This window comes from Rhodococcus artemisiae (assembly GCF_036327795.1).
Classification (GTDB): domain Bacteria; phylum Actinomycetota; class Actinomycetes; order Mycobacteriales; family Mycobacteriaceae; genus Rhodococcus; species Rhodococcus artemisiae.
Genome location: NZ_JAUTXY010000002.1, coordinates 626,027 through 650,913, shown reverse-complemented (window position 1 = coordinate 650,913; position 24,887 = coordinate 626,027). Strand labels below are relative to the sequence as shown.

At 65.2% G+C, this 24,887-nt stretch carries 25 protein-coding genes; 17 read left to right on the top strand and 8 right to left on the bottom strand.

The window, feature by feature from the left end; translation table 11 throughout:
• Positions 1 to 31 precede the first annotated feature (31 nt).
• The 4 genes from Q7514_RS07400 to Q7514_RS07385 all read right to left on the bottom strand — a co-directional run bounded on the left by Q7514_RS07400 (position 32) and on the right by Q7514_RS07385 (position 3,473).
• Complete coding sequence (locus tag Q7514_RS07400) at positions 32 to 1,045, bottom strand: hypothetical protein (protein ID WP_330132596.1); 1,014 nt, start codon at positions 1,043 to 1,045, stop codon at positions 32 to 34.
• Between the two features lie 63 nt (positions 1,046 to 1,108).
• The gene (locus Q7514_RS07395) at positions 1,109 to 2,185 is read right to left on the bottom strand and encodes a Gfo/Idh/MocA family protein (RefSeq protein ID WP_330132595.1); all 1,077 of its coding nucleotides are present in this window, start codon (positions 2,183 to 2,185) and stop codon (positions 1,109 to 1,111) included.
• Positions 2,186 to 2,265: 80 nt separating this feature from the next.
• A complete protein-coding gene (locus Q7514_RS07390) occupies positions 2,266 to 2,667 on the bottom strand; it encodes a TIGR03668 family PPOX class F420-dependent oxidoreductase (protein ID WP_330132594.1) in 402 nt (133 codons plus the stop codon).
• A 5-nt stretch (positions 2,668 to 2,672) separates the two neighbouring features.
• Entirely contained in the window at positions 2,673 to 3,473 is an 801-nt protein-coding gene (locus tag Q7514_RS07385; protein ID WP_330132593.1) for a HugZ family pyridoxamine 5'-phosphate oxidase, read from the bottom strand.
• 173 nt (positions 3,474 to 3,646) lie between these two features.
• Here Q7514_RS07385 and Q7514_RS07380 point away from each other — a divergent pair, with 173 nt between their 5' ends.
• Positions 3,647 to 4,768 (top strand): NDMA-dependent alcohol dehydrogenase, encoded by a 1,122-nt coding sequence (locus tag Q7514_RS07380; protein ID WP_330132592.1) that lies wholly within the window; start codon positions 3,647 to 3,649, stop codon positions 4,766 to 4,768.
• 83 nt (positions 4,769 to 4,851) lie between these two features.
• On the top strand, positions 4,852 to 5,961 hold the full coding sequence (locus Q7514_RS07375) for an LLM class flavin-dependent oxidoreductase (RefSeq protein ID WP_330132591.1): 1,110 nt from the start codon (positions 4,852 to 4,854) through the stop codon (positions 5,959 to 5,961).
• Here the strand turns inward: Q7514_RS07375 and Q7514_RS07370 are convergent.
• Positions 5,870 to 6,859: a bile acid:sodium symporter family protein gene (locus Q7514_RS07370; protein WP_330132590.1), complete on the bottom strand. Its 990-nt coding sequence runs from the start codon at positions 6,857 to 6,859 to the stop codon at positions 5,870 to 5,872. The genes Q7514_RS07375 and Q7514_RS07370 overlap by 92 nt on opposite strands.
• 84 nt (positions 6,860 to 6,943) lie before the next feature.
• Here Q7514_RS07370 and Q7514_RS07365 point away from each other — a divergent pair, with 84 nt between their 5' ends.
• Positions 6,944 to 7,846 carry a LysR family transcriptional regulator gene (locus Q7514_RS07365; RefSeq protein WP_330132589.1) on the top strand — a complete coding sequence of 301 codons (903 nt, stop codon included), beginning with the start codon at positions 6,944 to 6,946 and terminating at the stop codon, positions 7,844 to 7,846.
• Between the two features lie 194 nt (positions 7,847 to 8,040).
• Here Q7514_RS07365 and Q7514_RS07360 read toward each other — a convergent pair whose 3' ends face one another.
• Positions 8,041 to 9,621: a TRAP transporter large permease gene (locus tag Q7514_RS07360; RefSeq protein ID WP_330132588.1), complete on the bottom strand. Its 1,581-nt coding sequence runs from the start codon at positions 9,619 to 9,621 to the stop codon at positions 8,041 to 8,043.
• A gap of 354 nt (positions 9,622 to 9,975) precedes the next feature.
• Between Q7514_RS07360 and Q7514_RS07355 the strand changes: the two genes are divergently transcribed.
• A complete protein-coding gene (locus Q7514_RS07355; RefSeq protein WP_330132587.1) occupies positions 9,976 to 11,397 on the top strand; it encodes an MFS transporter in 1,422 nt (473 codons plus the stop codon).
• On the opposite strand, the gene Q7514_RS07350 is transcribed toward Q7514_RS07355, so the two are convergent.
• Positions 11,384 to 13,039, bottom strand: a complete 1,656-nt coding sequence (locus Q7514_RS07350; protein ID WP_330132586.1) for a PucR family transcriptional regulator — start codon at positions 13,037 to 13,039, stop codon at positions 11,384 to 11,386. The genes Q7514_RS07355 and Q7514_RS07350 overlap by 14 nt on opposite strands.
• Positions 13,040 to 13,244: 205 nt before the next feature.
• On the opposite strand from Q7514_RS07350, the gene Q7514_RS07345 reads away from it, so the two are divergent.
• The 13 genes from Q7514_RS07345 (at position 13,245) to Q7514_RS07285 (ending at position 23,153) form a co-directional block, all read left to right on the top strand.
• Positions 13,245 to 13,694, top strand: a complete 450-nt coding sequence (locus Q7514_RS07345) for a GlcG/HbpS family heme-binding protein (RefSeq protein WP_330132585.1) — start codon at positions 13,245 to 13,247, stop codon at positions 13,692 to 13,694.
• A gap of 253 nt (positions 13,695 to 13,947) precedes the next feature.
• Complete coding sequence (locus Q7514_RS07340; RefSeq protein ID WP_054720235.1) at positions 13,948 to 14,667, top strand: TenA family transcriptional regulator; 720 nt, start codon at positions 13,948 to 13,950, stop codon at positions 14,665 to 14,667.
• 69 nt (positions 14,668 to 14,736) lie between these two features.
• Complete coding sequence (locus Q7514_RS07335; RefSeq protein WP_330132584.1) at positions 14,737 to 15,084, top strand: Rieske (2Fe-2S) protein; 348 nt, start codon at positions 14,737 to 14,739, stop codon at positions 15,082 to 15,084.
• Complete coding sequence (locus Q7514_RS07330; protein WP_330132583.1) at positions 15,081 to 16,307, top strand: NAD(P)/FAD-dependent oxidoreductase; 1,227 nt, start codon at positions 15,081 to 15,083, stop codon at positions 16,305 to 16,307. Before Q7514_RS07335 ends, Q7514_RS07330 begins: the two co-directional genes overlap by 4 nt.
• The gene (locus Q7514_RS07325) at positions 16,304 to 17,740 is read left to right on the top strand and encodes an aldehyde dehydrogenase family protein (RefSeq protein WP_330132582.1); all 1,437 of its coding nucleotides are present in this window, start codon (positions 16,304 to 16,306) and stop codon (positions 17,738 to 17,740) included. Before Q7514_RS07330 ends, Q7514_RS07325 begins: the two co-directional genes overlap by 4 nt.
• 26 nt (positions 17,741 to 17,766) lie before the next feature.
• Complete coding sequence (locus Q7514_RS07320; RefSeq protein WP_330132581.1) at positions 17,767 to 18,123, top strand: Rieske (2Fe-2S) protein; 357 nt, start codon at positions 17,767 to 17,769, stop codon at positions 18,121 to 18,123.
• Complete coding sequence (locus Q7514_RS07315) at positions 18,120 to 19,709, top strand: gamma-glutamyltransferase family protein (RefSeq protein ID WP_330132580.1); 1,590 nt, start codon at positions 18,120 to 18,122, stop codon at positions 19,707 to 19,709. The genes Q7514_RS07320 and Q7514_RS07315 overlap by 4 nt, the downstream gene beginning before the upstream one ends.
• Positions 19,699 to 20,133 (top strand): RidA family protein, encoded by a 435-nt coding sequence (locus Q7514_RS07310; RefSeq protein WP_330132579.1) that lies wholly within the window; start codon positions 19,699 to 19,701, stop codon positions 20,131 to 20,133. Before Q7514_RS07315 ends, Q7514_RS07310 begins: the two co-directional genes overlap by 11 nt.
• A 144-nt stretch (positions 20,134 to 20,277) precedes the next feature.
• The gene (locus Q7514_RS07305) at positions 20,278 to 21,243 is read left to right on the top strand and encodes an intradiol ring-cleavage dioxygenase (protein ID WP_330132578.1); all 966 of its coding nucleotides are present in this window, start codon (positions 20,278 to 20,280) and stop codon (positions 21,241 to 21,243) included.
• 44 nt (positions 21,244 to 21,287) lie between these two features.
• Complete coding sequence (locus Q7514_RS07300) at positions 21,288 to 21,488, top strand: Sec-independent protein translocase subunit TatA/TatB (RefSeq protein WP_330132577.1); 201 nt, start codon at positions 21,288 to 21,290, stop codon at positions 21,486 to 21,488.
• Positions 21,485 to 22,255, top strand: a complete 771-nt coding sequence (tatC, locus tag Q7514_RS07295; RefSeq protein WP_330132576.1) for a twin-arginine translocase subunit TatC — start codon at positions 21,485 to 21,487, stop codon at positions 22,253 to 22,255. Before Q7514_RS07300 ends, tatC begins: the two co-directional genes overlap by 4 nt.
• On the top strand, positions 22,243 to 22,668 hold the full coding sequence (locus Q7514_RS07290) for a preprotein translocase (RefSeq protein WP_330132575.1): 426 nt from the start codon (positions 22,243 to 22,245) through the stop codon (positions 22,666 to 22,668). The genes tatC and Q7514_RS07290 overlap by 13 nt, the downstream gene beginning before the upstream one ends.
• A 98-nt stretch (positions 22,669 to 22,766) precedes the next feature.
• Positions 22,767 to 23,153, top strand: a complete 387-nt coding sequence (locus Q7514_RS07285; RefSeq protein WP_330132574.1) for a hypothetical protein — start codon at positions 22,767 to 22,769, stop codon at positions 23,151 to 23,153.
• 89 nt (positions 23,154 to 23,242) lie between these two features.
• Here Q7514_RS07285 and Q7514_RS07280 read toward each other — a convergent pair whose 3' ends face one another.
• Positions 23,243 to 24,850 (bottom strand): AMP-binding protein, encoded by a 1,608-nt coding sequence (locus tag Q7514_RS07280; protein WP_330132573.1) that lies wholly within the window; start codon positions 24,848 to 24,850, stop codon positions 23,243 to 23,245.
• Between the last annotated feature and the right edge of the window lie 37 nt (positions 24,851 to 24,887).

The following is a 24,887-nucleotide window of genomic DNA, read 5'->3' as shown; positions in this document are numbered from 1 at the left end:
CGGTGCTGACGAGGGAACGGCGGCGTAGCACTCAACCGAGTCCGGGCGAAGGGTCGATCACCAGCGACAATGTGTCCTTGACCATGGACAACGCTGCGCCGAGCGGGCTCGAACGGCCACCGGAGACAGTGATGTCGCCCGCGTCGCCGCACCCGAACGTGACCGCCTTCTCCGGGCCGATCAAGACTCCGAAGGGCGGCTCTGATCGTGAGAACTCGCGCAGTGCCACGACGACACGGCCCGGATCATCGAGGCTCGCGGATCCGACGTGCCGCAGAACCGCACCGCGTTCGTTCACACGCACGGCACGAGCCGCGGTGTCGACGGTGATCGGCTCTGCTTCGACGGTGCACGCGCCGACGTCCCATCCCCAATGCAGACCGGCCAGCAGGCACAGCTTCGTTGCTGCGTCGGCTCCGGAAAGATCCGCCGACGGATCTGCCTCAGCGATGCCTCGACTCTGGGCCATCGCGATGGCATCGGAGAGAGTGACACCGTCGCCGAGCTGATCGAGCACGAACCCTGCAGTGCCGTTCACACACCCACGGATGGTACGGACGTCGAAACCGCGCAAGCCGGCGCGTGCGATGTCGCCGGCAGGCAGCGCCGCACCGGTTGCACCAGACACACGGACCCCGCGACCATGTTCGAGTGCCGTGTCGCGCAGTCGCGACCATCCGGTCATCAGAGGTGACTTCGTTGCTGTCACCAGATGAGCGCCGTGGGACAGTGCTGTGAGACCGTCACTCAACGCCTCTGCCGCCCCAGCCGGATGGGAGGGAACCGCCTGCGCGACGACGAGGGGCGAGGCCAGCGTCAACAGCTCGGCCAATGGCGTGCGTGCAGTCCACGCACCTCGGGCGGGCGGAGCTTTCCCGTCCGGCAGCAGAACCTGCCGGGTCCGCCCCCGAATCGCGACGACACGCGGTTCCACCCCGTACCGAAACCTGAATTCGTCATGTCGTGCGCGGACAGTGGCAGCGTACTGCTGCGCGACGGGCCCGTAGCCGATCAACAGGATCGGCAATGCGATCGGGTCGTTCATTTCCGAGACCTTCGTATCTTCGCAGCGGCGTGGATTTTCGTGGGTCAGTTCGGTGGAAGTTCCTCACCTCCTGAAACACGGAGCCTGGACGGACACATCCGGAACTCGAACGGGTCCGGAACCCGTCAGGAGCGATTCCGCACCCGCCACACCCACCAGTGATGCTGCGACGGCGGGACGCACCGGGATCAGCGGGGGCGCGCCGTGTTCCACGGTGGCACGGAATCCTTCGAGCACCATGACAGTGCCCTCGGCCATGCGGTCGATCGGTTCGTTGTTCACGAGGTAGGGGCCCGGTACGCGGATTTCCTCGCGTGTCTGCCCGTCCGCCTGCGCCCAGCCTTCCAGGCGCACTCGCACCGACCAGGCATCTTCGCCTGTGGCGCGGTCGGATTCGGCCAGACCGTGGGAACCGCGCACAGACACCCAGCTCCAATGGCTTCCCGTTTCTCCGGCGAGGAAACCGTGACGAGTCAGGGCCAGCGTGCCGTCGGAGAGCCTGATCGTCAGAACAACGGCGGCGGGGCGGTTGTCGCCCGGACCGACGGGGAAGGCGCTGGCCTCCACCGGCCACGCTCCCGTGAGGTCGAGCAGCGGTGAGACGGTGTGCGTGCAGTAAACGGTCGGCGGTATGCGGCCACGCCAGTGTGCTGGATCGCCGATGAGGGCTGCCGTGTCTTCGGGAGACAGACTGTGCAGATAGTCGGCTTCCACCAACGTGATTGCGCCCAACTCGCCAGAATCCACCGACTTCCGAAGAATCCGGGTGTGGGGATGGAAGACGTAGTTCTCCGCGAACGAATAGGTTGCCGTGGACCGCTCGGCCGCAGCGATGAGCCGCCGCCCCTCTTCCTCCGACGCACAGGCCGCCGTCTCCGACAACACATGAATCCCGTGGTCCAGAAACGCGATGGCCAATGCCGCGTGTGCGTCGAAATCATTCGCCAATATGACGCCGTCGAGGCCCACATCGAGCAATTCGGACCAGTCCGTTGTCGCCCGGGCCTCCGGAAATTCCGCGTGTGCAGCGCCCATACGTTCGGAGTCACGATCACAGAGTGCGATCACCTCGATCCCGATCCGGTGTGCCAATTCGGCCATGTACAGACCCCGCGACAAACCCACGATTCCGACACGCATGCGACCGGTATACCGACCGAGTGGAGCTCCCCCGATCCCCCGCCGCGGCGCTGCGCTGGATCGGTGGCCGTCGTCGTGGCTCACGCCGACCACGATCGCCAGCTCAGCCGGTCGATGGTGATCACCGGCCCCGTCGGACGCTGCACCTGATACTGCGCGTACTTGCGAGTCAGCGCGTCGAGTCCGGTCGCGCCGGCATCCGTGTCCGCGTTGTGAACAGTGGCGACACCGTCGACGCGAACCCACCACAGCTGCGTCCAGTCATCGTCGTAGTGATCGACGAGCACACTCACCCGCGGATTCTCGGCGATGTCGGCCAACCGTCGCAACCGTCGGGTCGTCTTCGGCTTGTCGTCGACGCAGGTGTGGATCGCATCGCCGTCGAGCGCGAACACGATAGGTACCAGATGTGGCACGCCCGACCCGTCAGCTGTGGCGAGCCTGGCCACGCGAGCCTCCGCGACGAGCCGGCGGACATTCATCCTGGCTACGACGAGTGCGCCGCGCGAGCCAAAGCAACTGTGGCCGCGCGTAACTCGTCGGCAGAATTGAGCGGCGACAGGTACCCGGCGCGCGTCATGGCTCGACCGCGCGGCGTGGTGACGTCCAGATCGAGGCCGTACCGGTCGGCTCCGACACACGCGGCCTCCGTGGCGTCCGGGAACCCGCCCAGCTTCTGGGCCATCGCCAGCAGTGCGTCGGCGTGGTCGTCGTTGAGATGGGCGATCGCGCGACCGGCCGACGGGGCGACCGGATCCGGCAACGCTTCGGCGTAGGCCTCGGCCGTGGCCGAATCCATCCGCCCGTACCCGCCGACCCAGCGCACGCGCTGAACCCGAAGCACCCAGAGCGAGAAATCGCTGAAGTCGATGTAGATGCGTGCCGCGGGGACAGCGGCCAGATGCGCCTCGCGCGCGGCGGCGACCTCGTCACCCTCAGGACGCTCGACATATCCGGCGAGAGTAATGCGGGTACTGGCCAGCGGGTCGGACTGCGGGCCTGGAGCCACGACCGCGATGCTCGCGCGGGGATCGCGGGCCAGATTGCGCCCGTGCTCGGCCATGTGCGACACGCACAGCACCGGCGAGCCTCCGACCAGCCCATACGTCACGAACGACGCCCAAGGATCGCCCTCCTTGGTGAGGGTTGCGAGAGTGCCCATGTTCGTCGACTCCGCGACCGTCCGCGCTTCCTCGGCAGCAGAGGGCCGGGTTGCGTTCACGATCTCCGTCAACGGCGGCGGCACAGTGGGAGCGTCGCCTGGGTCTCCGTGGTCCAAGTTGGTCATTCACGAGACGGTACCCGTAGGTATTCCGCACTGTCGCGAGATGAGCTCCGCCGCATCCCAGGCCGACCCGGCCCTCCGGGCGAGGGATCCAGCGTCCCCTGCCGTTCCCCTGTACTTCCAATCATTGCAATGTTAGAAAAGTCAGTATCGCAACTCTCGATCAAGGAGTGCACATGAAGACCGAAGGGGCGCTCCTGTGGGAGCCCGGCACGAACTCCGGATGGACCGTCGAAGAGATCGAACTGGACGATCCCCAGGAACGTGAGGTCCTGGTCCGCTTGGCCGCAACTGGCATCTGCCATTCGGACGACCACGTCGACACCGGTGATATCCCGATCGACTGGGCTCCCATACTCGGCGGCCACGAAGGTGCCGGCGTGATCGAACAGGTCGGCCCCGGAGTGACCGATCTGGAGGTCGGGGACCACGTCGTCTTCTCATTCCTCCCCGCCTGCGGCAAATGCATTCCCTGTGTGGCGGGCGACCAGAACCTCTGCGATCTGGGCGCCGGAGTGCTCGGCGGAGTCACACTCGACGGCACCCACCGGATCCACGCCCGCGGGAAAGGCGTAGGCGCCATGTGCTTCCTGGGCACCTTCAGCCCATACGTCGTGGCACCTGTCGATTCTGTCATCAAGATCGACAAGGCCATTCCGCTCGACAAGGCTGCACTTGTCGGCTGTGGTGTCCCGACCGGATGGGGATCGGCGGTTTACGCGGCAGAGACACAGATCGGCGACACGGTGGTCGTCTTCGGTGTCGGTGGTGTCGGCATGAATGCGGTCCAGGGCGCGAAGTTTGCAGGTGCCTCGCAGATCGTTGCCGTCGACCCTGTTGAATTCAAACGGGAGAAGGCATACGACTTCGGCGCCACTCACACCGCCGCGAACGCGCAAGAGGCACTCGACCTCGTCGAGAGCATCACGAATGGCCGGCTCGCCGACCGCTCGATCATCACCGTGGGCGTCGGCGACGGCAAACTCATCCAGGGAATGCAGGCACTGGTCCGCAAGGGCGGAGTCATCGTCTGCACGTCGGCTGCACCAGCACTCCAGACGGAGATAAGTCTTGATCTCCTCACCTTGACGATGTCAGGAAAACGACTGCAGGGAGCACTGTTCGGGTCCTGCGCACCCCGAAACGACATCCCACTTCTGCTCGACCTCTACATGCGCGGCTCCCTCGAGCTCGACGAACTCGTCACCACGACGTACAAGCTCGAAGACATCAACCAAGCCGTAGCGGACCTCCGCGAGGGCAAGAACATTCGCGGACTGGTGGTGTACGACCACTGAAACTATTGCCCCATCACCGTTTTACACAACCGCGCCCCCGCGACGAGAAGGTCGTTGTGATGCACCTAGGGAGTTGAAGAATCGTGGACGAGTTCGAACTGTCGTGTGGCCTGCCTCCAGGACCGGATTTCGCGGGCCTGGCAGTGCTGGCCGAATCACTCGGCTACGCACGCGTGTGGATTTTCGATTCGGCCCCACTTTGGGAAGATCCCTTCGTGCACCTCGCACTCGCCGCGGAGCGCACCAACCGAATCAGCCTCGGTACAGCAGTTCTCATCCCCCAGCAACGGTCAGTGATGGCGATGGCATCGGCGATCGCCACCGTGGCCCGAGTGTCCGGAAATCGGTTCCGCCCCTGCTTCGGCACCGGCTTCACCGCCCGCCTCGCGGTCGGGCAGCGACCCATGACCATCACGGCGCTCGGCGATTACCTCACCGCACTTCGCACGCTGCTCGCCGGGGGAACTGCAACTGTCGACAACAAAGCGGTTCGGATGATGCACTTCGACGAGCTCACTGCCGACCGCCCCGTCGAGGTGCCACTGTGGCTGAGTGCATTCGGCCCAAAGGGAACATCCCTCGCTGCAGAGGTCGCCGACGGAGTGATCGGACCTCCCAACACCGGGCTTCCCGCCTCGATCCTCGTTTCCGGCACGGTTCTTTCGGAGGGAGAGGATCCGGATTCCGAACGTGTCCGTGAGGCGATCGGACCATGGAAGGCTGTCGATTGGCACAGCGCTTACGCATGGGGCGGCGCCGACGCCGTCGACTCGATACCGGGCGGTGCGAGCTGGCGGAAGTCGCTCGAGGATCTCGGACCGGAAAGCGAAAGGCATCTCTGGATCTACGAGGGCCACGCCACCCACCTCACTGATCGCGATCGACAGGTACTCGAACAGGCCACCGCAGAGGCAACCGGAGCCCAGGGCAGCAATCCCGCATACGACGACGTCAAGACCATTGTTGCCGACGCGAAAGAAGTAGGTCGTCAGCTGCAGAAGATCGCCGGCAGGGGGTACGGCGAGATCATCTACACCCCCAGCGGGCCGGATGTCGCAGGCGAGCTTCGCCGCTTCGCCACAGCCCGCCCGGCACCCTCCGTCACACCGCGGCCGGGACCTCGGGAGCAGGCTTGGCCAGCCGACCGGCAATCGCAGCGCAGACAAGCAACTGGAGCTGGTGGAACAGCATGAGTGGCAACACGATCAGTCCGATCGGCTGGCCCGCGAACAGCACCGTCGCCATCGGCAGACCGGTCGCGAGCGACTTTGTCGACCCGCAGAACAGGATCGTCGCGCGGTCTTCGGCGTCGAATCCGAGTCGAGGCGCCATGTACCAGGTCAAGGCAAGAACGATCGCGAGGAGCACGCAGCACGTCACCACGAGGGCGAGCAATCGAGGGATCGAGATGCTCGACCAGATTCCCTCGTTCATACCGCGACTGAACGCGACGTACACGACGAGCATGATCGAGCCTCGGTCGACGATCTTGAGAGGACTGCTGTGCTCCTTGATCCACGCACCGATCCAGCGGCGAGCCACCTGCCCCGCCACGAACGGAACGAGCAGCATGACCACGATATCGATCACCGCCCCCGCGCTCATGGTCACGCCCTGAGAGGTCATCAGGGCCGCGACCAACAACGGCGTGAGCACGATCCCGAGCAGGCTCGACGCGGAGGCACTCACGATCGCCCCCGGGATGTTTCCGCGCGCAACCGACACGAGTGCGATCGCCGACTGCACTGTCGACGGGAGCACGCAGAGATACAACACTCCGAGGTAGAGCGGGTCGTTGAGGAACCACGGTACGAGCAGTTTCGCAGCGATACCCAGAACGGGGAAGACGACGAACGTCGTGACGAGGATGGTCACGTGCAAACGCCAATGCTTGAGCCCGTCGACGGCCTCCCTCGTCGACAGTTTCGCGCCGTAGAGGAAGAAGAGCAGTCCGATCGCGATCTTGGACGCCCAGCTGAATCCGCTCAGGACCACGCCGTCGGCGGGTAGCAGCGCGGCTACGCCGACCGTGACGAGGATGCCGACCAGGAAGGGGTCGAGCCGGTTCAGCAGGGGGACCTTCGTGAGCATGGTTCGACGTTAATCCACCGGCCTGCATCCGCGGAAGTCGATCACCATGGTTACAGTCATCACGAAACGTGATTGAATGCGAGGATGTTCGATCCCATCCACCTGCGAACTTTCCTCGCTGTCGAACGCGATCGGAATTTCAGTGCCGCCGCTCGGCGACTCGACCTCCGTCAATCGACGGTCAGTCAGCACGTCGCCAAGCTCGAACAGGCAGTCGGTCGCCGGCTGTTCCTCCGGGACACCCACTCGGTCGAGCTGACGGCAGATGGCAGCGTCATGGTCGGGTTCGCTCGCGAGATCCTCGACCGGCACGAGACCGCACAGCGGTACTTCGAGGAATCGGGAGTCAGTGGCCGGCTCCGATTCGGAGCCTCGGAAGACCTGGTTCTGCACGACCTGCCTTTGATACTCGCCGAGTTCCGGCGCAGTCACCCCCGAATCGATTTCGAACTCACCGTCGCCCTGAGCGAAGATCTCCATCGGAAACTCGACGACGGCGAACTCGATCTGATGTTCGGCAAACGCCGGCCCGGGGAACGACACGGCGAGTTGATCTTCCGTGATCGACTGGTGTTTCTCGCCGCCCCGGACTTCGTACTCGAACCGACCGGTCCGGTGCCGCTGGTGACCTATCCCCCGCCGTCCCTGACCCGTGAAATCGCACTCGACGTACTACAACGCGAAGGGCTCGGCGCTCGTATCACTTGCGTTGCGGACAGTTTGAACGGTCTACGTGCCGCCGCCCTGGCCGGACTCGGCGTGGTTCTCCATGCCCGCCGGCTTCCGCCGTCCGGACTCGAACAGGTACTGACGGGTGGTCGTCGCCTGCCGGATGCCGGCGAGCTCGAATTCGTCCTCGTCTCGCGGCGAAGCGTACTGAGCGAGCCGGAGCGCGAACTGCGCGCGGTGATCTTGGCGAACGTGGATCGGCTCGGCCAGTTCCCTCGAGCAACTGCCGGCGACAATCGTGTTTCAGGGTTGACCTGAGGGAATTCCCGGATGTGTAGGAATTGTCGGCGATTCTAGGATCGCCGGCACGGACTGCGCCGAAGGATGGTTCATGAATGCGACCGCAAATGTCGAATGTGGCGACTCCTCACGGACCAGCAGAAGCGAAGCAGCACCGTGCCGAAAACACGGTGCTGCTTCTTCCGTTCCTCCCCGGAGGTCGGTGGTAGCCCCTAGAACACGAGCACCGCGAAGATCGTCGACAGGACGAGTCCGGAAATCACCGGGATGAAACACTTCCGGGCGAGATCGAGGACAGGCACGCGAGCGAACCCCGCGACCGCGACGAGCGACGACCACGCGATGATCACACCGCCGCCCGACCAGATGTTGCCCATCTGTCCGATCGCGGCGAGCGTCGCCGGGTCGACGTCTACCGCGGGACCGAGCGCACCCGACAACGCACCCGTGAGCGGCAGGCCACTGAATCCGGAGCCGTCCAACCCTGCGACGAGGCCGATGAGCAGGATCCCGAACGATGTGATGAACGCGTTCTGTGGCAGGTGTGTCTGCACTGCGGTGACCAGGTCGAACAGGATCGCAGGTGCAGCGCCACTGTCGGGAACACCGAGAATCGCACCGGCGAAGTCGGCATTGCCGATGAAGAAGAACCCGGCGATGGGCAGCACAACACCCATGGCCTTGAACGCGAACACCAGTCCGTCGACGAGGTGGTCCGAAGTCGTCTCGAGGAAGCCGCCCCCATCGGTCGATGCCGCAGCAGCGAACAAGACCAGTGCCGCAATGCCACCCACGATCGCCGCGGCGTCGCCACCCTGCAGTGGCGGCACGACCTCGGTGAACTTTCCCAGCATCAGATAGACGATGAACGCGAGGTACGCGAGAGGGACAAGCATCGCGAAAGCCTTTGCGGTGCCCCGACGTTCCTTCTCCGCCTCGGCAACCTCACCCGGGAACGGGCTCGCCGCAGGGGCAAGCACAGCGGTCGCCGCGGTTGCCGACGTACCGCCACCGGTGGGCCCGCCGGCCGGACCCGTCGGCACCGGCTTCGATCCTCCACCCCCACCCGAAGAATCATCACCCCCGGAACGTGATTCGCCGATTCCCCGATCGGCCTCGGCTTCCCATTCGATGAGCAGCTCGGGAGACGGCGTACGCCAGGTCTTCTTCTGCATGAGGTACGTGAGCACAAGGGCGGTGCCACCGACGATGAGCGACAACACGAGTGCTTTGTCCGCCACCGCATCGGGGTCGACACCCGCCGCGGACGCGGAGATGCCCGGTGCAACCTTGATGATGTAGTCCGACGACAACGCCATTCCCTGGCCGCAGATCGCGATGACCATGCCCACCGACAGCGGCGACAGCCCTGCCCGGATCGCGACGGGGATGAGTACCGCGCCGACCAACGGGACAGCGGGAGTCGGCCAGAAGAACAGCGAGATCACGTAGGTGACGGCAGCGAGAACCAGGAAACTGCTGGTTCCGGCTCGCATGACGCGGCGGAACGGCGCGACCATCATCCGGTCGGCGCCGAGCTGGCGTAGCGCGCCGAGCATCGCGGTGACCATCGCGATGATGAGGAAGATGTTGAACAGTTCCTTCGCCGCCACCAGACTGGCGTTGAAGATGGCGGACAGTCCGGTGACGATGCTTCCGGAGAAGACCAATGCGGTCAGGAACGTTGCGATGACGGCGGGAACGACGATGTTCTTCCGTAGCGCCATGGTGGCCAGGATGACGAGTATGCCGACCAGGTAGACCCAGTGGGCGGCGGTGAGTTGTACGTCCAAGGCATGTCCTTCAACAGGAGAGCGGAGCGGAGGGCTGTTGGTGGAACTTTCCGCGTTCCTCCGTGCTTGGTCAACGAGAACCATGCACAGTGGCCAGGACGTTACGTGTGCAGTGTGTTCCACTTTTGCGATTTCGTGTCATCGGGTCGCGTGTATGTGACAAATTGCTACGAACATGTGTCGACACACGCGCGGCCAGGGTTTTCCACCGCGCACTGTGCACAGTGCCCACATCCGGCCGCCTGAGGATGTGCTCTTTGCCCCCGCGACACTGATGCACGCGCTCGATGTGCGGTGAGAAAGTGGACCGACGGCTCGCACAGCGCCGTGCAGTTCGACTGGCTCAGGAGCTCGATGACCACCTCCACACACGTGCCTGCCGCGTCTCCGGACGCGTCCGGCACCGGCACCCCCCTGGCGCTGTCCGCGCTTCTCGCCGGCACGCTCGTCGGAACGCTGAGCAACAACATCATCAACGTTCCGCTTGTCCGGATCCTCTCGGATTTCGACGCGTCGCTGGAAGACGGCGCGCTGCTCGCCGTCGCATTCCTCCTCACTTTCGCGGCGGCGATGCCGCTCGCGGGGTACATCGGCGATCGCTTCGGGCGCAGGCGGGTGTACTGCGGTGCACTCCTCGGTACCGCGGTGTGTGCGGCAGGTGCAGCCACGGCCCCCACCCTCGAAGTGCTCATCGCCTGGCGCGCACTCGGTGGACTCTCGGCCGCAGCGTTCGCTCCCGCGGTGATGGGACTGATCGCGTGGCTGTTCGACTCGCAACGCCGTGCGCGTGCCGTGGGCGCGTGGGCGACCGTCAACGGGATCGGGCAGGCGATCGGACCGTCGCTCGGTGGGTTCGTGGCCGGTAGTTGGGGTTGGCGGTGGGTATTCGTCCCTCTGATCCCGATTGCGCTGATCGGATTCGCCGGAACACTGCGATGGATACCGGCGTTCCCTGGTCGGCCCATTCGACTCGACGTGCTCGGAGCTACGACACTCACGGTTGGTTCTGCGGGAATCGTGTTGGGCTTGAGCATGTTCGGTCAGTCCGGTGTCGCGCCGGCTGTTCCTCCGGTGGTGCTGGCGGCATCCGCCTGCGTCCTCGGATGGTTCGTCGCGCACTGTCTGCGCACCCCTGTGCCGTTCGTCGATGTGCGACTGCTCGTCGAGACTCGATTCGCTCGGAGCGCGGTCGCCGCGTTCGCGCAGATGTTCTGTCTCGGCACTGCCCTGCTTGCCGTACCTCTCAGATTGACGGCGACGGGTGAATCCACCGCGACTGCGGGCATGGTCCTGTTCGCACTCCCGGCGGTCATGGCGGCTCTCGCACCGCTGGTGGGCCGGACAACGGATCGGATCGGCGGGCGACGTGTGCTGCGGTTCGGTCTGGCCGTCCTGGTGGTGACTCAGGGTGCGCTCGCGGTCGTTCTGTCGAACGACGAACCGAACCTGTGGCTTGTCGCGTGTGTTCTCGCGGCGACCGGAGCGGGCATCGCCGCAGTGCAGACACCGGCCGCGGCCGGATCGACGCGCTCCCCCGCCGGTGCACAGGGCACCGGCCTCGGCGTCTTCAATCTCATCCGCTTCGGAGGCTCCGCGGTGGGCGCGGCATGGGTGACGATCGCGCTCTCCGCGTGGTCGGTGGGAGTCGTCTTCGTCGCATGCGTGGCCGTCGTGTGCATCGGGCTCGGAGCTTCATTCCTCGGACGCGATCCCGAAGACGCTGCAGTATCGCCACCGGCGGGCGGCACCGACGCAGACACGCTCAGCGGTAGTTGATCTCGCGATCCACCGAGGTATGCAGTCGATCGAGCAATTCGAGCCGGATGGCGAGCCAGGCAGTGAATTGATTCTCCGGCACCCGTACGTCCATCGACATCGCCCGCGAGATCCGGTCGAGCTTCGAGAGCATCGTGTTGCGGTGCACGTTGAGTTCGCGTGCGGCAGCGTTGACGTTGCCGCCGGCGCCGAGATACGCGACGAGCGTGTCGTGGAGGTCGGTTCCCGGCCGGAGGGTGCCGAGCACGTCGTCGACGAAACGTCGGCTGCGGTCGGTGTCGGCGACGAGCTCGAGGACACCGTATCCGCGCAGGTCGTGGTACGACACCGAGCCCGACATGTCCATCCGCTGCCCGATCCCGAGCGCCACCCGGGCCTGGCGGTAACTCTCGCGGATCTGATCGGCGCCGACGGCGGGCACTCCGTGTGCGACAGGTACCGGCCGGCCTCGACGCCGCGACAGGTCCGCCGACACGGCCTCCGCGAATTCGTCGATCTCCGCTTCGATGTCGGGGGCATCGCGATATCGGAGTGACCGCACCACCACAAGTGCGTCACCGATCACGGTGACATACGACCGGACGGAGGGGTGCGGCAGAACGCTGGCCGCGTACCGGGCGAGTCGCAGCAATCCACCCGGACCCTCACCGCCCGGCGCGGAGGGATTCCCGCTGTACCCGGGCGCGACGAACACGGCGAATGTCGAGGTGAGGTCGATGTCGTGATACTCGGCGCGGGCCTGCATATCGTGGCGACTGGAGAAGCTGCCGTGGACGAGCGCCTGGACGAAATCACCGCGCGCGCGTTCCTCGGCCTCGTCCACGCTGCTCTGGCGCAGCATCTCGGAACCGATGATCGCGGATGCCTGCTCGGTCACCACCGCGTGCTGAGCGAGATCGTGCGGGCCAGGTGCGGGGCCTGGGGCGAGAATCACCACCCACCCTTCGAACCTCTTGCCGAGGCGGATCGCGCCGGCAGTGCACGTCCAGCGCACCCCTCCGGCGGTCTGCTCCACGACGCGGGTGTCGTGATGCTGCTGCCGGCTCGCCGTCGGCGCGGCGGCGAGGGGACCCTGGAGGTGCTCCGTAATCTCGTCGACGACCGCCCGATCTATGCCGTGATGTGCTACGACCTGGCCGCGGGCGTCGAGCACGAGCGCGGGATGCTGCGCGAGCGACGACACCTCCTTGATCAACAGCGCAAGGCCGGCACCTCGATGCAGGAGGCCGGCGAGAGTGGAGTGCACAAGTGCGGAATAGCGCATCACGTGCACTTCCTGTGTCAGTGACCGTTCTGCGAGAAGCCTGTTGAGCGCAGCGAATCCGACCGGGAGGTCGAGTTCGATCACGGGTAGGCCCGGGGGCCATGCGGCGTCGGACGTCGGCGCTGCGCCGTCGACGATGAGCGCTGCGGCGCCACGGGCAGCGATCGCCGATACGGCCTGCGCGTTGGCAGCGAGCGCCTCCGGTCGGGTGTATACGGCGACGCCGGACAGATCGTCGTAGCGGCCCACGACCTCGCCGAGTGGCAGCACCCACGTGAGGGCACGGTCGAGATCAGCGTTGTCGGGCGCGACCCGAGCACCTTCCATGAGGTGTTCGTCGAGAAGACCACGGACGGTCAGGCGCGGACTCGGTTCCACAGCAACCTGCTTCCCTCGGACGGCGACGCCACACGAAAGCGGAACGTCATGTACTTCCTACATCAGATACCAGAGCCATAAGCCCCTCACGAATGTGCACTATGTCCATAGTAGATCGATAAGCAGAGTTACTTTGTCCATCCCTGTCGAGTCGTCGCACTGTTAGAAATGAGCCCACAGCCCCCGACTTCGAAAGTGGGAACCAATGCATCGAATTCATCGGATCGACCTCGACGACGCACTCCCCCTGCTCGCCGCCGGGCGCGCCAAGGCCGAGGAACTCGGCGTCAAGCAGACACTGTGCGTCTGCGATGAGAGCGCAAATGTCATTGCACTGCACCGGATTCCCGGAGCACGACTGACCGGCGTCGATATCGCCATCGCCAAGGCCTACACCGCTGCGGGCCACGAGCGCGCCACCCACCTGTTCAACGAACCACCCAACGGGCCCGCACTCCCAGGCAACGAGGCCTTCGGAATCAGCCACATGCTGCCCGGCAAGTTCGCTGTTTTCGTCGGCGGATTCCCCCTCGTCCACGACGGCCAGATCGTCGGCGCCGTGGGCATCAGCGGCGGGAACGGTGAACAGGACAAGGCGGTCGGCGCCGCAATGCTCGCCGAGTTCGAGGCGCTCGTCTCGGCACCCGCCCCCTGACTCCTGCACACCACTGATTCCTGCACACCCCTGACTCCTGCACACCACTGACTCGTGCACACCACTGACTCGTGCACATCGACCCTGGCGGGCCGCATTCTCCGGTCATTGTGACCGTGGCAGCAGGCCACACCCGAACCCTAGGCTCGATGACACCGAAACAACCTGCCATCAGGCACTTTTCGGACCGCAACGCCCGCGGACGTACCCAAGCCCGGCATCGCCCGCACGATCAACGTGAAAGGTACATCTCATGACCGAACTGCTCGGACGCGACGAGTTCCGCGCCGCACTCGAAAACGCAATCAAGGGCCGCGAGGCCAAGGACGCATCGTTCAGCAAGGCGTGGGCCGAAGGCAAGCTCGAGAAGCACCACTTCGCCCGGTGGGCCGAAAACCACTACCACTACGTCGGCCCGTTCGCCGACTACCTCGCCAACATCTACTCCAACACCCCCGACCACTACACCGACGCCAAGGACTTCACCCTCCAGAACATGTACGAGGAGGAACTCGCCGACATCCGGCACACCGATCTCCTCATCAAGTTCGCCGAGGCCTGCGGCACCACCAAGGAACGCATCGAAGACCCGAACAACATGAATGCCGTCACCCGCGGCCTTCAGGCCTGGTGCTACGCGGTCTCCCAGCGCGAACATTTCGTGGTCGCCACTGCCGCACTCGTCGTCGGTCTCGAATCCCAGGTGCCGAGCATCTACAAGAAGCAGATCATCCCGCTTCGCGAGGTGTACGGGTTCACCGAGGACGAGATCGAGTTCTTCGATCTGCACATCACCTCCGACGTCGTCCACGGCGAGCGCGGCTATCAGATCGTGCTCGACTGCGCCGATACTCCTGCGCTGCAGCAACGTTGCCTGCAGCTCGTGCGGTGGGGTGCAGAGATGCGCTTCTCGTACACCAAGGGTCTGTACGACAGCTACGTCGCGCCCGACCTGGAGCTGGCGTCGGCCTGACCCCGACGAGCGTGGGGCGGGAGCACGACCGGGCTCCCGCCCCCGCAGCACACGAGCGAAGGAGTAATCATGTCCACCCCACAGACGTGGGTCGCTGTCGCCACCGTCAAAGAGGTGACTCGGCGCCGCAAGCTACGCGTGGAAGTAGACGGCGTGGCGATCGCGCTGTTCCACGCGAACGACCGAATCTACGCCTTCGCCGATCTGTGCGTCCACCAGGACCGTTCCCTCGCAAAGGGCACGCTGCTGCACGGCCGTGTCATCTGCCCGGGCCATCAATGGCGGTTCGACCTCGACACCGGGTACGAGGAAGACCAGGACCTCTGCCAGCCGACGTACGCCGTCCACGTCGACGGCGACACCGTCCACATCGATCCCACACCGCGCGAGGTGTCCGGAAGAGAGTGTGCTTCATGACAATCCGCACCGTTGTCACGGTCGGCGCCGGCCAGGTCGCCGCAGTCGCCGCCCGTACCCTCCGCCGCCGCGGGTTCGACGGCAGGATCGTCCTGCTCGGCGACGAACTACACGCACCGTACCAGCGCCCGCCGCTCTCGAAGGAGTTTCTCGCAGGACGTGAAGGGGTGGACTCCCTATCGCTCCTGACTCCGAAGTGGCTCGAGACCAACGACGTCGACATCCGTACGGGTGTCGCGGTCCGACGAGTCGACACCGCCACAGGCACCGTCGAATTCGATGGTGGAAGCGTCGCCGCCGATGCCGTCGTCCTCGCGACCGGCGGCCGCCCACGCGCTGTCCCTGCAAAGGGCACTCGCACCGACCTGGTCCATTACCTTCGCACCCTCGACGACGCGCAGGCGCTCGCCGCGCGGCTCACCCCCGACTCTTCACTCGCCATCGTCGGCGGCGGATTCATCGGGCTCGAGATTGCCGCGACCGCCCGTTCCCTCGGGGTGAACGTCACGGTGATCGAGCAAGCCGAGCACCTGCTCGGCAACGTCCTCGGCCGGCAGGTCGGCGGCTACTGCGCGGATCTGCATCGCCGCGGCGGCGTCGATCTACGCACCGGCACGGGCGTCACCGCGGTCGACACCTCCGATCGCGGAGTCCGGATCACGACAACGACCGGAGACGTCGTCGAAGCGGACGCCGTGGTGGTCGGGATCGGCATCGTCCCGAACGTCGAGGTCGCCGCGGCAAGCGGATTGGCCGTCGACGGCGGGATCGTGGTCGACGCAGTCGGTCGTACCTCGGTGCCCCACGTGTATGCCGCGGGCGACGTCGCCAGTCGATACTCACCGCGCGTGGGCAGGCACATCCGCGTCGAGCATTTCGACAATGCCAACCGGCAGGCGGGTGTGGTGGCGAACGCGCTCGTCGGACGCGACACCCTCTCCGACGACCCGCACTGGTTCTGGTCCGATCAATACGACACGAACATCCAATTCGCGGGTACAGCCTCCGGTGCAACAGACTTCGTTGTGCGCGGCGACATCGACACCGGCGAGTTCTCCGTCTTCTATCTTGCGGGCGAGACACTCACCGCCGCATTCGCGATGGATCGAGGCGAAGACATCATGGCCGCCCGCGAACTGGTCGGGAAGCGTGTCGATGCTGCACTACTCGCCGACGAAGACGCCGATCTGTGGGAAATGTACGAGGAGTTGGAGCAGGCATGACGATCACCGGGTCGAACTTCATCGACAGCAACTGGGTACCGGCCAACTCAGGAAGGGTCTTCGCACGACGTAATCCCGCAGATGATACCGATCTGATCGGAACATTCCCCGATTCGGATGCCATCGACGTGCAGAACGCCGTCGATGCCCTCGACAAGGCTGCCCCCGCGTGGGCGGCCACACCACCGGAACGGCGCGCCGCCATCCTCGAGGCCGCCGCCGATCACCTCGCGGCGCACGCGGACACACTCGTCGAGGAGCTGATCCGCGAAGAGGGCAAGACCCACGCCGAAGCGTCGATGGAGGTGAGCCGCACGCCGATGAACCTCCGCTTCTACGCCGGCGAGGCCCACCGTGCGACGGGCACGGTCTACCCCGGCGGTGGTCCCACCACGGTGTACACGGTGCGCGAGCCCATCGGGATCGTCGGTGCGATCACTCCGTGGAACTTCCCGCTGAACATTCCGTCCCGCAAGCTCGGGCCCGCGCTTGCGGCCGGAAATACGGTGCTGTTCAAGCCGTCCGAAATCACCCCGCTCATGGGCCAACGCCTCGTCGAAGCATTGCTCGCCGGAGGATTGCCTCCAGGTGCGATCGCGCTCGTCCAGGGCGACGGCAAGGCCGGTGCCGCCGTGGTCGGCGACGAACGCGTTGCGGCAGTGACATTCACCGGCTCCACCGAGGTCGGCAGGGCAATCCACCGCGGCATCGGCCCCGAACGCCGCGTGCAGTTGGAGATGGGCGGAAAGAATCCCGTCGTCGTACTCGCCGATGCCGACATCGACGCCGCCGCGGCGCTCATCGTCAAGGGCGCGTTCGGCTTGTCCGGACAAGCCTGCACGGGCACCAGCCGCGTCATCGCGGTCGACGAGATCCACGATGCGCTGCTCGACAGAGTGGTCGCGCGGACCGAAGCACTCACAGTCGGGCCGGGCTCGGACCAGGGCGTATCCATGGGCCCACTCGCCTCCGAGGCTCAACTCGACAAGTATCTCGAGTACGTCGCAATCGGTGTCGACGACGGTGCGCGACTCGTGTGCGGTGGGGAGCGCATCGGTGGACTGTTCGTGCGGCCCACGGTCTTCGCCCACACCACCCCCGGTACGCGACTGCTGACGGACGAGATCTTCGGTCCCGTACTCGCATTCCAGCGCGCCACGTCGTTCGACGACGCCCTTGTCCTCGCGAACGACACCGCATTCGGGCTCAGTGCCTCGATCGTGACGAAGAACCTGTCGGACGCCCATCGGTTCATCGCTGGTTCCCGGACCGGTCTCGTCAAGGTCAACCAGCCCACCACCGGGATGGCCATGAACGCGCCGTTCGGCGGCTACAAGCAGTCGAGCACCCAGACGTTCAAGGAACAGGCCGGACCGACCCTCATGCAGTTCTACCAATCCGAGAAGACCGTGTACCTGTCGCCCGAGGCATGACAGCTTCACCTACCTGGAGGAAGACCATGGAGTTCAAGCGAGTGGCCCGTTCCGGGCAGGTGACCGAAGGCATCGTTCGCCGGTTCTACGCCGACGACTACGAATTCGCGATCTCACGGCTGGACGGCAAAGCGTATGCGACGTCCAACTACTGTTCCCACCTCGACTGCCTGTTGTCGTCCGGCAAGCTCGTACAGGATGGTATCGGATGTTCCTGCCATGGCAGCGCTTTCGACCTCGAAACCGGCGAGCCGATCTGTCCGCCTGCGACCGAGCCGATCAAGACCTACCCGTGTGAGGAGCACGACGGCGAGATCTTCGTCGGCATCGACCCGAGCGAGCCCCCGGAAGGCCCGCGCCGGCGCAGGATGAGGACGGCATGAGCGCGCGACGTCCCGCCACTCTTGCGACCGGCGGAATGGTGGCGTCGAGTCACCCACTCTCGAGCCAGGCAGGAGCGCGAGTACTGGCCGACGGTGGTAACGCGGTCGACGCGGCGCTCGCCATGGCGGCGGTCACCTGGCTGACACTGCCCGGACAATGCGGGATCGGCGGCGACGCATTCGCCGTGGTGCGCGACCCGGACGATTCGGTCTGGACAGTCAACGGCAGCGGCTACGGACCCGACGGTGGTACTCCGGACTTCTACCGGGACCGGGGACTCTCTGCGATCCCGCTGGACGGCGCTCTCGCCGTCGCCGTGCCGGGCGCGCCCGCCGCACTCGCGGCACTACACGAGCGCGGGGCGAGCATGCCGCTGGCGGATCTGTGGGAGCCTGCCGCGCGTATCGCCGAACGCGGACTGCCGTGTTCCGCGAAGACACGCGCCGACGTGCAGGCGGCACTCCACGCCATCCGCTCCGACGCCGGGCTCGCCTCGGTGTACACACCGACGGGTGCCGTTCCGAGCGTGGGTGATCGGCTTCCGCAAGTCGACCTGGCGCGCACCATTCGTGCTCTCGCATCGGATCCTTCTTCGTTCTATGGCGGGGCAATTGCCGAGCACTGTGTCGCGGCGTTGCAGGATTCCGGCGCGCCGTTCACAGGCGACGAATGGGTCGCGGGTGCTTCGGTTCCCGTCGAGTCCGCACTGACCGGGAGTTACGCGGGAGCGACCGTACACCAGACTCCGCTGCCGACACCGGGATGGATGGTGTTGCAGCAGGCCGCGTTGTGTGACGGAGAGCTCGGCGCGATACCGTGGCTGAGCGCTCCGGCGATCGACCGCATGGCACGTGCCGCGGCTCTGTCGTTCGAAGATCGATTGCGGTGGTGTGGTTCGGGCAATGACGGTTTCGAACAAGCGCTGTCCGCAATGAACATCGCCGACGGACGGACTCGGCTCGAGGCCCGGGAGCCTGCGGGTGCATTCGCCGTGTCCGGCGGAGACACAACGTCCTTCGTCGCCGTCGACGCCGAGGGCCGAGCCGTCTCCTTCATCCATTCCCTCGCGTTCACGTTCGGCGCGAAGTTCACGGTGCCCGGAACCGGTGTGGTGCTCAACAACCGTCTCGGTCGGGGGGCATACCTGATCGACGGCCACCCCAACGAGGTGTCGCCGCGACGCAAACCCCTGCACACACTCAACGCCTGGATCGTCACCGGCAGCGACGGCGAACTCATGCATGTCGGCAACACCCCCGGTGGTGACGGCCAGGTGCAGTGGAACATGCAACTCCTGTCCCATCTCCTGGACCACGGACTCGATCCGCAGGAGGCGGTGGAGGCGCCTCGGTTCACGGTGTATCCCGGATCCGATGCAAACACACTCGGCGATACCCCCGAGCTGCGTATCGAAGGACGCGTCGACCGTGAGGTACTGCGATCGCTGTCGGACATGGGCCACCAGGTCAACGTGCTCGACGCCTTCGGCGCCGAGGGCAGTGCGCAAGTCGTGTCTACGACGCAGGGCGTGATGAGCGGTGGGAGCGATCCTCGACAGGAAGGGGTGGTGCTCGGTGTCGAGTGAGCTCGAAACCCCTGTACCGCAAGGACGTTACGTCACTGCGGTACTCGCCGGCGATACCGTCCGCACAGCGGGGATGACGCCCCGCGTCGACGGCGTACTCACCGTCACCGGGAGTGTCGGCGCTGAGGTGACTGTGGCCCAGGCTCGAGCAGCCGCGGCTCTGGGTGCACGCAATGCACTGGCAGCGGTTCGGTCGGTGGTGCCTGCCGGTCACCGCTTTCGCCCGGTCGAGATGGTCGTGTACGTGGCAGCAAGCGCTGATTTCACTGCGTTGTCGGCAGTGGCGGATGGAGCGTCCGAGATGATTGCCTCGGAACTCGGCCCGGACGACCTACCCGCGCGCAGTGCAATCGGGGTGTACACACTCCCAGGTGGGGCACCGGTGGAAGTTGCGTTGACCGCGGTACTGGTGCCCGGCCCGTAACTCCTGCCCCCGACAGCCACCCGCCCCCACTTCTCCGCTCCGCATCGTTCACAGCAAACACCCAGCGACGGCACAGGGTTCCCCCTGCGTCGGCTGGGACTGTGGTTATCACTGAACCACTGAGCGACGCACGGAGGAGACAACATGAGCCGCGCTCCCGAACCCACCGATACACCGGTCGGACCCGCATACCAAGGCCGCCTACTCGACCGCCCCACAGAGGACGTCGTCGATCAGGGTGCAGGCTTCGATATCGCAACCCTGGTCACCCGCCGCCGCGTGCTGAGCGTCGTCGGTGCCGGAGCCGGCGCACTGGCACTGGCCGCGTGTTCCTCGAGCATCGACAGCACTGCCGCCACGGTGAGCACACCCGCCGGCGAAATCCCCGACGAAACCAACGGCCCCTATCCGGCCGACGGCACGAACGGGGTCAACGTGCTCGAGGAATCCGGAATCGTCCGCAGCGAGATCACGTCGAGCCTCGACGGCGGCACCACCGCCGACGGTGTTCCCCTTTCCCTCACCTTCACGGTCACCGACATGGCGGATGACAACACCCCGTTCGAAGGCGTCGCCGTGTACGCCTGGCAGTGCGACGCGCAGGGCCGGTACTCGATGTACACCGACGGTGTCGAAGACGAGACCTACCTACGCGGGATCCAGGTGGCCGACGCCGACGGCAAAGCAACCTTCGAGACGATCGTGCCCGGCTGCTACACAGGCCGCTGGACCCACATTCACTTCGAGGTCTACCCCGACGTCGCCTCCGCGACCGACGTCGAGAACGCGATCGCGACCTCTCAGATCGCGTTTCCCCAGGACATGCTCGACGAGGTCTACCGGCTCGATACCTATTCGGGGTCGGCCGAGAATCTGGCACAGATCGGAAGCCTCGACAACGACAACGTCTTCGGCGACGGATACGACCTGCAGATGGGGACGTTCTCCGGCAATACCGATTCCGGATACGTCGGGTCGCTGGCCGTCGCGGTCGACACGACGACCGAACCCACCCTCAGCGGTGGCGGCGCGCCCCCAGCGGGAGCACCGATGGGCGGCGAACCTCCCCGTGGAGCCATGCCGGGCATGGGCTCGGGCACCCCCAACTGATCACTCACCCGACACACACTCACCCAACACACAAGGACAACATCATGTTGAACAACCTCACGGGCTGGCATGCTCTCATCATCCTCGCGATCGTCCTCCTCGTCTTCGGCTCCACCAAGCTTCCGGCGCTCGCCAAGAGCGTCGGCCAGTCGATGCGCATCCTCAAGGACGAGGTGAGTGACGAGCCGACCACCGACGCGCAGACCGCGGACCTCACTCAGGTTCCGTACCGACCCGCATCATGACCGCGACCACCGCCGCGCGAGGCACGATGCCGCTCGCCGGACACCTGCGCGAAGCGCGACGTCGCGGGGTTCGCGCGGCGGTGTCGCTGCTCATCGGCGTGATCGTCGGCTTCGCTCTCTCTGATCAGATCCTCGACGTCCTGCGCGAACCTGTCGAGCAGCTGGCGCTCTCCCGGGAGGCCAGCCTCAACTACGACACCGTGACCGGTGCGTTCGACCTCCAGCTGAAGATCGCGCTGTTCTCAGGCGTGATCCTGTCCAGTCCGATCTGGCTGCGAGAGCTCTTCGCCTACGTCACCCCCGGTCTGACGCGCAGGGAGAAGAAGTACGTCGTCGGGTTCTCTGCGGCGGCCGCCCCGCTCTTCGCTGCCGGTTGTGCCTTCGGCTTCCTGATCTTCCCCCGGATGGTGAGCGTGCTCACCGCGTTCTCGTCCGACCAGGACAGCACGATTCTCAACGCGTCGTACTACGTGGACTTCGTGATGAAAGTTGTTCTGGCGACGGGGATTGCCTTCGTCCTGCCGGTGTTCCTGGTGATGTTGAACTACATCGGGATCGTCTCCGCAGCCAAGCTCCGTGGCAGCTGGCGTGTAATCGTCGTCGTCATCACGCTGTTCAGTGCCCTGGTAACGCCGGCCGCCGACGTCCTGTCCATGTTCTTGGTCGCGTTGCCGATGTCGGTATTGTTCGGCGCCGCACTCGTCATCACGACGCTGCATGACAGGAGAGCGTCCCGAAATGAGGAATCCACACCATGTTCGGCCTGACCTTCGAGAAACTGTTCCTCGTCGCCATCATCGCGGGCGTCGTGCTCGGTCCGCAACGGCTGCCCGTCTACGCCCATCAGCTCGCCCGCACTGTTCGGGCACTGCGCGACTTCGTCGAATCGACGCGCGGAAGCGCCGAACGTGAAATGGGGCTCGCGACCTCATTGGACCTGAAACAGTACGACCCACGACGGATCATGCGCGACGCACTCGACGAACCCACTGCTCCTCTGGTCACGGACGAGATAGCCGACGAGGCCCGACGCGTGCGTCCTGGTCAGAAGTATCTGACGACGGGCTCTGCGGCGCACCCGCGACGCATCCTGATCGAATCGCTCCCCGACGACGATCCCCGCCGCATCGCGGCGGCGCCCGTCCAGCCCGGTCCCGAACTCGACCGAGTTACCGGCTGAGGCGATTCCATTCACAGATCCGAATGCCTCGGCCGAATCGCCTACACGATCGCACCGTTGCCGTTACGATGATTCCCAGTAAAAGGGGGATATCGCGAATGAAGCTGTCACTGTTCGGATCGGGCAGGCGTCGTAGCGAGCGCTCGCAGCTCGACGCGATGCAGAGGTGGATCGAGGTCACCGACCGCTCCGTCGAGGTCAACGAGGCACTTCGACGCTTCCTCGCATCCCGCGGGGTTCGATTGAAGGAACGCAGCGACTACCGGCTCATCGACGCGAGTTGGTCTGTGGCCGAACTGAAGTCATTGAGCGAGCAGTGCGCTCTCGCCACTGAGCTCCGCAGCGAGAGCGAGTCGATCGAAGCCGTGCTCGACGACGTCAAGGGTGTGGAATCCAGTCAGCTGGAGTCGTTCGTCGCACTGTCCGGCGTTGTCCGGCGTGCCCTCGCAGAAGCGGAGCGTCGCGCCCGCCGCGCCCAGTTCTGACTCGCGGCGAATCAGAATCCGGTTACACCACGGGCAGATACGCCCCTCGAGAAGAGGTCGTATCTGCCCGTGGAGTTCGTTCTTGTCGCCTACTGCGCAGCCTGAGCGGCGGCCCATCGGTAGTCGGCCTTGCCAGCGGGGGTTCGCTTCACCTCGTCGACCACGACGATCGAGCGCGGGATCTTGTATCCTGCCAATGACTTGCGGCAATGTTCTTGAACCGCTTCGAGAGTCAGCTCGCCGGCGTCCGGGTAGATGGCGATGACGGCCGCGACTGCCTGACCCATCCGTTCGTGCGGAACCGGCACAACGAGAGCGTCGGAGACCGACGGGTGCGCATGGAGTGCCGACTCGACTTCCTCGGCAAAGACCTTCTCGCCACCGGTGTTGATGCACTGCGAGCCGCGACCGAGGAAGACGATGGTGCCGTCTGCCTCGACCCGACCCATATCACCGAGGATCGACAGGCGGGTACCGTCGGCGCGAGTCGGGAAGGTCCGGGCGGTCTTCCCTTCGTCCTTGTAGTAACCGAGCGGCACGTTGCCGATACGGGCGATGTAGCCGACGTCGTCGGATCCTGGAGGTACGGGTTCGAGGCGCTCGTCGACGAGAATCATGTTGGGACTCGGCGGCATCCGCAGGTTGCCGTCTTCGTCGACATTGAACGCGCCGTCGTTGCCGGTTTCGGAGGCACCGAAGTTGTCGCGTAGCAACAGGTCCGGCTTCACGGCGAGCATGCGGTCGCGCACACTCGTCGACCAGATGGCGCCACCCGAAGTGATGGAGAACAGCGAACTGAGGTCGGCGTCGTCCTTCCGTCGTTCCATCTCGTCGACCAGGGGCAAACCCATGCCGTCGCCGACGATGAGGATCACCTGCACCTTGTCGTTCTCGACGGCCTCGACGACCGTCTTCGGGTCGAAATCGCGCCTCAGGACGACCCGGGCCCCGAGCGTGAAGAACGTGAACAGTGAGTACAGGGCTGCACCGTGCATGAGGGGTGCCGCGATGAGGAACGAGAGACCGGGGAATTCCTTCGCTCCCGCGGCCACTTCGGCAAGATCCTTCCGCGGCTCATCACCGTAGGGGTTGCCTCCGGAGAGCGGCTTGCGGAAGAAGTCGTCGTGCCGCCACATCACACCCTTCGGGTATCCGGTGGTTCCGCCCGTGTAGAGCAGGTACAGGTCGTCACCCGAGCGCTCCGGGAACTCTGCGGTCGACGGCAGATCATGTGCGTCGGCGAAGGAGATCACGGCGACGGATCGCTGTTCGGCTGCCCGCTTCAACTCGTCGGTCGTGTCGCCGACGACGAAGACCGTGCGGATCAGCGGGCAGCCGTCGAGCAACGACGCGAGGACCTGCTGATGTTCGGGAAGTTCGACGACCACCGCCACCGAATCGGAGTTGACGAAGATGTATTCGAGTTCGGTGGGCGTATAGCGGTAGTTGACGTTGATCGGCACGGCACGGATCTTGATGAGGCCGAGGATGCTGGTGACATGCTCGACGCAATTCTTGAGAAACACTGCGACGTGATCGTCCTTGGAGATTCCCGCCCGCGCGAAGAGCTGTCCGGCGCGGTTCGCTTCCGCGTCCAGCTCGGCATACGTGAGATTCAGATCTTCGTAGGTGAGTGCGATCCGGTCCGGTACCGCGGACGCGGTCGTCTCGAAGACATCAGCAAGGTTGAACTCCACTGTGCATACCTCCACTCCGACGAACCCCTCCCCCAGA